This window comes from Aeromonas sp. ANP5, from assembly GCF_963870295.1.
Lineage (GTDB): Bacteria > Pseudomonadota > Gammaproteobacteria > Enterobacterales > Aeromonadaceae > Aeromonas > Aeromonas veronii.
In genome coordinates this window covers 40,455-47,747 of the sequence record NZ_CAWMRY010000039.1, presented here as the reverse complement: position 1 = coordinate 47,747, position 7,293 = coordinate 40,455, and the positions used below count along the sequence as shown (strand labels likewise).

Annotated in this window: 5 protein-coding genes and 1 pseudogene; 1 reads left to right on the top strand and 5 read right to left on the bottom strand. The window is 43.9% G+C overall.

Annotation, left to right across the window (positions count from 1 at the left end):
- Positions 1-13: 13 nt before the first annotated feature.
- Positions 14-283, top strand: a pseudogene (locus AACT07_RS18630) (DUF932 domain-containing protein); the annotation flags it as partial.
- Positions 284-455: 172 nt separating this feature from the next.
- Here the strand turns inward: AACT07_RS18630 and AACT07_RS18625 are convergent.
- The 5 genes from AACT07_RS18625 to AACT07_RS18605 all read right to left on the bottom strand — a co-directional run bounded on the left by AACT07_RS18625 (position 456) and on the right by AACT07_RS18605 (position 7,293).
- Positions 456-1,328, bottom strand: coding sequence for an ROK family protein (locus AACT07_RS18625; RefSeq protein WP_069529433.1), 873 nt, complete (start codon positions 1,326-1,328; stop codon positions 456-458).
- Positions 1,329-1,402: 74 nt separating this feature from the next.
- Positions 1,403-2,749, bottom strand: coding sequence for a 6-phospho-beta-glucosidase (locus tag AACT07_RS18620; protein WP_069529432.1), 1,347 nt, complete (start codon positions 2,747-2,749; stop codon positions 1,403-1,405).
- 279 nt (positions 2,750-3,028) lie between these two features.
- Entirely contained in the window at positions 3,029-4,339 is a 1,311-nt protein-coding gene (locus tag AACT07_RS18615; RefSeq protein ID WP_069529430.1) for a carbohydrate porin, read from the bottom strand.
- A 201-nt stretch (positions 4,340-4,540) separates the two neighbouring features.
- A complete protein-coding gene (locus AACT07_RS18610) occupies positions 4,541-5,884 on the bottom strand; it encodes a PTS sugar transporter subunit IIC (protein ID WP_069529428.1) in 1,344 nt (447 codons plus the stop codon).
- On the bottom strand, positions 5,884-7,293 hold the full coding sequence (locus AACT07_RS18605; protein WP_069529426.1) for a glycoside hydrolase family 1 protein: 1,410 nt from the start codon (positions 7,291-7,293) through the stop codon (positions 5,884-5,886). Before AACT07_RS18605 ends, AACT07_RS18610 begins: the two co-directional genes overlap by 1 nt.

The window sequence follows — 7,293 nt, the reverse complement described above, 5'->3', positions numbered from 1 at the left end:
ACAGAGATTTCTCATGGCTCACCTGATCGATACGATGGCCTACACTGGCCAAACCCCTTGGCATGGCCTTGGCAATGTCTTACCCCCGCAACAATCTCTCGATATCTGGCTGCAGGCAGCCGGGATGAATTGGACCATCGAGCAGAGCGACGTGATGTTTAACGTCGCCTCCGATGCACTACATATCCGCCGCTACAACGTGGTACAGCCTCACGAGGTGCTGCACTTCTATCTAGACTTGGCGGAAGCCGGTGGCTTTGAGCTGGAGAAAGCAGGTGAACTGAACTGCATAGCAGCTTGAGGAAAGGCTTCTCCTTTTCATATTTATTCAACAACGCCTTTCTTATCGTGAACATTTACCTTTGCATATGCCAAGCAACCTCAATCTAATTGAATTTTCAGCTACTAAACCATAGGGACTAAAAATAAACCCTACAAATTTCGGTTATAAAAAACTAATCTTTAAGTAGCATGTTATAAACTGCGCCAATTAAATTAGCATCATTTCGATGATGGCATGCAACAATCTCAAACTCCATGTTCCCACCACGACTCAATAATATTTTCAATTGATTATTAATGCCCTCAATAACTTTAGGTTGGCAGCTAATTCCACCACCGACCAAGATGAGATCCGGATCTATTGCGTGCTTGATGTTATAAATGCCCAATGCATTGATAAAGCAAAATTCATCAAGTAAAGAAATCATCAATGGATTCCCATTTGCTACCAAGGCAAAAAAAGCCTCGCCATCAATAGTATCAACTCCCAACGCCCATGCCGCTTTGCGCAATAAGATTCGTGTTGAGCCAAGATCACTCCAGTTGGTCCGACTAAATGGATCCATAATCCAGTAGCCAAACTCACCACCATGCTGAGTCGCGCCACTCACTAAATGATCATTGACCACCACGCCCCCCCCCACGCCGGTGCCAATCACAACACAGGCATATGATTTAACGTCCTTCGCTGCACCAATCCAACCTTCCGATAGCACGGCACAGTTAGCATCATTGGCCATTCCAACGGGCAAACCAAAGACCTCTGAGAACTTAGCCTTAATATTAAATCCATGGATATATCTCAGTGCTGTAATACCGCCAATAAAACCAGAAGCTTCATTAACTGCTCCAGGAATACTTAGCGCGATAGCAACCGGTGAATATTTATGCTGATAGGTCGACAAGACCATCTTCATTGCATCTAGTAACCCATGGAAATTATCAGGGGTCGAGAATGAACCCTTTTCATAAATAACTCCAGCATCATCTATTACACCATATTTAACGGCGGTGCCGCCGATATCAAAAGAGATATAATTAGACATGATCGTCCCCTATAAAATAACAACTGGTTGCCGTTCTCGCAGCAACCAGTTAATGCTAAGTGAGATTGGCAGTCTTATTCCAGTTCAGAAATAGTCTCTGCAAATTGTGGCAAATGTTTTTTGTGTGCCAATAGCAACTCGGTTGCCACCTTTCTTGCATCATCATCAGAATGTACCAGCGGATTGATATTCATGGCAACCAGCAAATCATTGAGGCTACCACTCACTGCTGCATTGGCTGCAGCAATTTCAAATGCTTTAATGCCATGGATTAAACCTAGTACTTTTTCGTCAAACTGACTAAAACGTGGATCAGGTTTAGCACCATCACGGCCGACCCGGCAGGTCATCTCGACTGTCCAGTCAGCTGGAATGTTTTTGATCTGACCATGATGGGGGACAATCACATAGTGTTCGCTGTGACTGTCATTATAAATGGCGCTGATCACTTCACAGGCTGCATCTGAATAATATGCGCCACCACGCATTTCAAGTTCTTTTGGCTTATAATTTAGATTAGGGTCTTGATACAGCTTGAACAAGTCTTTTTCTACCCGTTGCACTACCTGTGCCCTGGTTTCACCTTTGTAATACTCGCCCATCTCAATACTTAGCATTTCTTTTTCTTTAAAGTAATAACGATGATAAGGACAAGGTAATAACCGTAATCCGCGCAAAAAATCAGCCTCAAAGGGAATGCTAAATATGTTTTTTACTGAAGCGGATTCCTTTTGTGCGCCATCGATTACATATTCAAATAGCTCATTAAAACGGGACTCACCATTAACAAAAGCATCTTTTATAAAAACGAAGTGATTCAACCCGAACAGCTCAAGAGATAATTCATCAGCATCTGTTAACTGTAGCGATTTTTGCACAAACATTTTCATGCCAATGGGGACATTGCATACCCCAATGAATTTTTGGAAATTGGTATGACGGGCGACAGCTTCAGTGACCATCCCAGCCGGATTAGTGAAGTTAATAATCCATGCGTCTGGACAAATTTCTTCAACATCCTTGATTATATCAAAAATGATCGGAATGGTTCGTAGCCCCTTAAATAAACCACCCGCGCCGTTTGTTTCCTGACCAAGCAAACCGTGGCTTAATGGAATGCGCTCATCTTTTTCTCGAGCTTTGAGCAGACCGACTCGTAACTGAGTGGTGACAAAATCTGCACCAGTCAAGGCCTCACGGCGATTGAGAGTCTTATGAATGGTAATCGGCAAGCCTGACTTGGCAATCATTCGTTGGCACAGATCAAATATTATATTCTGTTTTTTTTCACCGTCAGGAATATCGACCAACCAGAGCTCACCAATAGGGAGTTCTGCATACCTTTTAATGAATCCCTCAACCAGCTCAGGAGTATAGCTACTGCCACCACCAATGGTGACTACTTTGAGTTTTTTATTCATAAAAGTACCGTTAATCCTTCACGCTGCTCTTGCAGCATATTTTAAATAAGGATGCCGCTTACATTTTTCCATCTAATTGAGAACAAATATGCTTTTGATAAGTTCATCATGAAATTTTTGATGGAACCTAAACATTATTTATTGTAACGGCAGTATGGCGTCAAAGGCATGTCACTATTTACGCCACCTCGACTACTATATGTGGGTACAAAGGGTAAGCACACCTGTAATGCGAAAAGCATGACGGCCTTATGGCCGTCATGAAACACGAGCATCACTTTACCACCATGCTTCAAACATGGCGCCGAAGGTCACTGTGTCATCATCAGATGTTGTCAACACTCCTTTGTCATCACGACCGGTATATTCATTATCTGCATTCCCGACGGTGGCGTAGAAGCGTAACATCGGGCGAGACCAGGTTTCCCCACCGATAGCGATATTTTGTGATAGAGTAGTTTTCCAAGAGGTGTTAGTCGCATCGATATCATCATAATCAACGATGCTATAACCACCCTCTAACCAGGTAGAATGTACATCGTTCCACTGGTAAGTCGGGCGCAGGATAAAGCTGTAGTTTTTGCGGCTCTCGTCACTCTTGTCTAAATCAAGTTTTTGATAAGAGGTCAAATATTGAATTTTTGCCCGCTCAGTCAAGGGGATGGCACCATCTAGGCTGAACAGCAAGGCATCTTGATTGTCAGCCAAATCGAACACACTGTTTAGCGCATTGTGTGAATAACGAATAACAAACTTTTGGCCCGCCCATACCGCTTCACTTGCTAACTGATAAGCAGAGTTTGCTAGATCTTTTTTGTCATCTTCAGTCAATTTTTCGGATGTAGTGCCGTAGTTTGCATAAAGGCTAAGATCCACGTCACCCAGCTTGATACCATGTAGTTTACTGGTCAGCGCGTAACGACCGTTGTCTTCTACCATGTCATCATTAACTTGTCCGACACCGGCAAAATCAAATTTGATCCCACCTAAGGTCAAATTTTTGAAACCGGCACCTTGGCTATCATGAGTCATCCAGAAATAGTCATTCAGATCGGTCTGAGGTCTCTGATGAAAATCTCGGCCAGCCCACAGATACAGGTCTGGTTGCGACTCAAAAACATTAGCAACACCGGCGTACATTTTCTTGACGTTGAGACCACCGTCGTCGGCCCAGGAACCTTCAGACCAATGATCCAGCATCAAGACTAAATCCCAGATGGCACCACTGTCGTTTTTAAAAACTTTGGCAAGCTGAAACTCTCCACCATTACCTTCATTGCCCAAGCGACCCGTAGCATTACCACTCAAGCTACCAAAGCTGCTCACCCGCTCTTTATCAGAGTTTTGATAATGCGCGCCATAACGGGCATAACCAGAAAATACAAGTCCATCCGGCACTTTTGTCTCACTGGTCAATGTTGCTGGCTGCTGGTCATCTTTATATTTAGTTTCTGTGTTGACCTTGGTTTCCAACTCCTGAAGGCGAAGTTTTAGCGCTTCAATATCATCGTTGCTATTCGCAAAAACAGACGCGGAGCTTATTACCGTAGCCACAGCTGCGGCGGTATATAGTAAGCTAAATTTTTTCATTATAACTCCATGTTAATTTACTTAGTATTTCTGAGAATGAAAAAACAACAGGTAAAGTATTGCCATTCAATCCATGAAATGAGCTGAATAGAACTCTATGAAAATATCAATATCTGTACTGGTTGGGATGTTTGTTAATTCAATATTTGTTTCTGCTTATAGCTGGGTGTTTTTCAACATCAACACCCTGCCATCATATCGTCACAGTTGCAGTGACAAAGCATCATCTTCTTCAAACGTCTCTTTTGACACATCTTCATTTTTGCAGGCGATATTGTCCTGCGCTTTCATAAATGGGTAGTACACAAAGATAGTCATCAAGAATACTGATACTTGCAGCAACGCGGCCTTCCAACCACCCACAATGAAGCCACTGATGATCATCGGAGTGGTCCAAGGAACGGTAATCGCAGTGAACGGCTCGACCAGGCCTGCAGAGATGGAAAAATAAACCATCAGTACAGAAATAATCGGTGCGCACAAGAACGGGATCAACATCAGTGGGTTAAATACGATGGGGAAAGCAAAGATCACCGGCTCGTTAATATTGAACAACCCTGGCATGATCGCTATTTTACCCAAATCTTTATATTGCGTGGACTTTGCAAACATCAACATACATACAACCAAACCAAGGGTCAGGCCTGCACCACCAAACGTTACATATTGATCGATGAACTGGTTAGTAACAATCTTGGCGTTTTCCCCGGCAATCAACTGCTCTCCTTTGATGAGCAATTCTTGGTTTTGCAGCGCGTTCGCCGTCACGATCGGCCCCATGATCCCCATTACAATGGCGGAGCCATGCACACCACACCACCACAATAAAGAAATCAGCAGGGCAACAACGATGACCCCCCCCAGAGAGTCAGACAAACCTTGCAATGGTATCTGCAGCAGATCGTACAACACCACGACCACTGTCTTGTCGAACGCGAACTTAAAGAAAATCCAGGTGAAGCAGGCTGTCAGGATGATCAAGGCCCCCGGGATCAGGGCGGTAAACGCATTAGCAACCCCCTGCGGCACGCCATCCGGCATCTTGATGGTCAGGTTCTTCTTCATGCACCAGCTATAAATCCAACCTACTGTGATGCCGACAAAGATGGCCACGATCATTCCCTTACCGCCCATATAGGCTTTAGGAATCACCCCACCCAAGGTGGCACCATCCGCAGCCAGAATGAAGTTATCGTTGAGGATCAGCATGGTTACGATTGCAAAAATGCCTGCACTAACCCCCTGATAGCCTTCATTTTGAACCCAGCTATAAGCGATACCGAACACACCGATGAGTGCCAGAATATCAAAGGTGGCACCTACTACTTGCCACAATGGCCCCTGCCAATTGTCACCAAAGATACTGGCCATCAATTCGCCATACCCAGGGACAGGAATAAATGCCAGCAGCAGGAAGACCGAACCAATAATGGTCAATGGCATGGTGTAAAGAAAGCCATCCTTGATTGCCTTGACCGGCTTGGAGTTAACAAACCCCATGACATAGGGCATCACGGCTTGTATTTTTTGGTTAAAATTACTCATTAGAGATCTTCCCCACGATTTTTAATCACCGAACTAAACCAGTGGAAAGACATTTTTTTCTTTCGCTGATAGTTATTTTTGTGATCGACATAAATAAAGCCATACTGTTTTTTATATCCATTGAGCCAGCTCAACAGGTCAATAACAGACCAAGCAAAGTATCCTTTGACGTTCACACCATCACTGATTGCTTGTTTCAGCGCAGTTAAATGCTCGCTGATATATTTGATGCGTGGGACATCACAAATTTCATCTTCCACAATCGGATCTTCATCACCAAGACCATTCTCAGTAATATAAATCTTGACTTGACCATAACGATCTTTGAGCATGTTTAAACCAGCAACAAAGCCCTCTGGCGAAATCTCCCAATCCCATTTGGTATAACGTTTATCATCCATCTTCACGGTGCGGAAGAAACCATCGAAACTTGGATTTCCCGGTGCACCAGTTGAGTTTTCACGGGTAGCTTCACGCTGCTCTAGAGAACCTTTGATCAATTCAACCCGACTCGGCTGATAATAATTGAGCCCCATAAAGTCATTCAAACTAGCAGCCAACTTGATAGTTTCTAACTCTTCTGCTGTCTGCTCTGGATGGAAGCCGCTGACTTTCAGTGCGTCCATGACATAAGCTGGATACTCACCCTTCAAAATCGGGTCGAAGTAGAGATGGGTCGCATACGCATTAGCATGATATGCCGCTTTTTGGCTATCTTCACTATCATCAACGCCAAAAGCTGGACTAAATACGTTACTGATACCAATTTCACCATATAGATTCATGGATTTATATAGCAGTACCACCTTGGCATGAGCATAAAAAACATTGTGAACAGCCTGGAAGTACTTCTTCGGATCATTCTTGATTCCTGGTGGGTGAGCGCCAGCCATATAACCTAGAGAACAAAATACAATCGTCTCATTGATGGTGATGAAGTGTTTTACACGATCACCAAAGGCTTCGAAGCACACTCTTGCATAGTTAACAAATGCATCGATGGTACGCTGGCTCAACCATCCCCCCTCTTTTTCTAGGGGCAGTGGCAGATCCCAGTGATAAAGTGTGATAAATGGCACAATGCCATATTTCAGACACTCGTCGATTAAGTTGTTGTAAAATTCAATCCCTTTTGGATTAATCTCGCCATCACCATTTGGGAAAATACGAGCCCATGAAATGGAGAAGCGATAGGACTCCAGACCCATCTCAGCCATCAAGGCAACATCTTCTTTATAGCGATGATAGTGGTCAACCGCGATATCACCATTGGTGCCTTCGAAGGTTTTCCCTGGGATCTTGGTAAATTCATCCCAGTTAGTCATGCCTTTGCCATCTTCATTCCAAGCACCTTCTACTTGGTAAGATGCGCTGGCTGCGCCCATAAGAAAGTCATGTGCAAACTTCAT

Bases quoted from the DNA above. Each gene is read 5' to 3' on its own strand.
- AACT07_RS18620 (WP_069529432.1), bottom strand. From the start codon at position 2,749: ATGAATAAAAAACTCAAAGTAGTCACCATTGGTGGTGGCAGTAGCTAT.
- AACT07_RS18615 (WP_069529430.1), bottom strand. From the start codon at position 4,339: ATGAAAAAATTTAGCTTACTATATACCGCCGCAGCTGTGGCTACGGTA.
- AACT07_RS18610 (WP_069529428.1), bottom strand. From the start codon at position 5,884: ATGAGTAATTTTAACCAAAAAATACAAGCCGTGATGCCCTATGTCATG.
- AACT07_RS18605 (WP_069529426.1), bottom strand. From the start codon at position 7,293: ATGAAGTTTGCACATGACTTTCTTATGGGCGCAGCCAGCGCATCTTAC.
- AACT07_RS18625 (WP_069529433.1), bottom strand. From the start codon at position 1,328: ATGTCTAATTATATCTCTTTTGATATCGGCGGCACCGCCGTTAAATAT.